Raw genomic sequence first — 1,206 nt, 5'->3', positions numbered from 1 at the left:
GATCAATTTTACTGAAAAGTTGCGTGAACACTGTAAAGTCCATGGAATTCCTCTTTAACGAATTTTCAACTTTTTATCACCTTGAAACATAGATATATGCTAAACACTTCATTTTCATTTATACATTACCTAAGTGTTTTCATTACGATATCTTGGCTTTGATAAAATCTCTGTGCCTCTTTGAATTGTTCGGATAGTACTGAACCTTCTACAGTGGCTTTTGTTTTTATCGTATGGTAGGCATCCCTTTTGTTTCATGGTTAAAAATTTTCATATCAAGTTCGCGTCTTTTCCTTTTGATAAGTGATTGCTCAGCATTACGTAAATGCGCTACCATTTCCATCTTTATAAATTCATTTTGGATCATGGTTAACGAACCATCGATATGTGCTTGAAGATCTGCAGTATCTTTCAGGTTTTCTTTTTTTTGAATTTCATCTAATAGATGTTGGAGGTATTTAAAACGATTTTCTACGTTTTCAAAAGTTTCTAAACTTACAGCTTTATCTTGTATCGATGCAAATTGTAAACGCTCCGAAATAGCTTTGCCCATTTGATCAAAAGTCCCAGAAATTTTGTTTTCTTCCTCTAATACCTTTTGATATGATTCCCTTGAAAGCTTATCACGCTTATAGAGCGATTCTGGTTCTTTGAGAAAAAAACTAGAAAAGTCAATTGTTTTAGATCCAGTTTTCTGATTCTTTGTTATAGCTTGATAGGCTTTTTCTATTTGTGAAACTTGTTTTTTTTTCAACTCAAGCTGCTTTTTTAAGAGCTCAATAATTTCCTCTTTTTTTAAAAGCTGAAGGATTTCCGAATATTCTGCTGATAGAGCAGGTTGTGGCGGTGGAGCAGGTTGTGGCGGTGGAGCAGATGATAGCAATTTTAAACATTTTTCTAGGATTCCAGAGCTGTCTCTTCCATACATTCGCTTTTCAAACTCTGCACGTGCCACTTCTAGAACATTGCATAAACTTGATGGATCTGCGTCTACACGTATTTTAGAATGATCCACCACTGCATGTGCCAAATTTATCATTCCCCAAATGGTAATCATTCCTGTTATAATAAATCGCTTTTTCATATATTTGCTCGCTTGATTTCGGCAGGGATTGTTTTATTAATAGGTACACGGTTCCTATCATTGGGCTGTTTTAGCTTTGGTGCTAATGCACAAGCTGATAAAATGTTTGCAATCAAAATTAT

Annotated in this window: 2 protein-coding genes; both read right to left on the bottom strand. The window is 34.6% G+C overall.

Translation table 11 applies throughout. From position 1 onward, the window contains the following. Positions 1 to 226: 226 nt before the first annotated feature. A complete protein-coding gene (locus ACFIJK_RS09250) occupies positions 227 to 1,084 on the bottom strand; it encodes a type IV secretion system protein (RefSeq protein WP_375627585.1) in 858 nt (285 codons plus the stop codon). Then, on the bottom strand, positions 1,081 to 1,206 hold a 126-nt coding region (locus tag ACFIJK_RS09245), incomplete at its 5' end, for a TrwH protein (RefSeq protein WP_375627586.1). The genes ACFIJK_RS09250 and ACFIJK_RS09245, both read right to left, overlap by 4 nt.

The sequence above is a fragment of the Bartonella sp. PS17NMGDW genome (genome assembly GCF_042193555.1).
Taxonomy (GTDB): Bacteria; Pseudomonadota; Alphaproteobacteria; order Rhizobiales; family Rhizobiaceae; genus Bartonella; species Bartonella grahamii.
Note: the sequence above shows the minus strand (reverse complement) of the source record. Positions and strands in the feature narration are given on the sequence as shown.

Bases quoted from the DNA above. Each gene is read 5' to 3' on its own strand.
- ACFIJK_RS09250 (WP_375627585.1), bottom strand. From the start codon at position 1,084: ATGAAAAAGCGATTTATTATAACAGGAATGATTACCATTTGGGGAATG.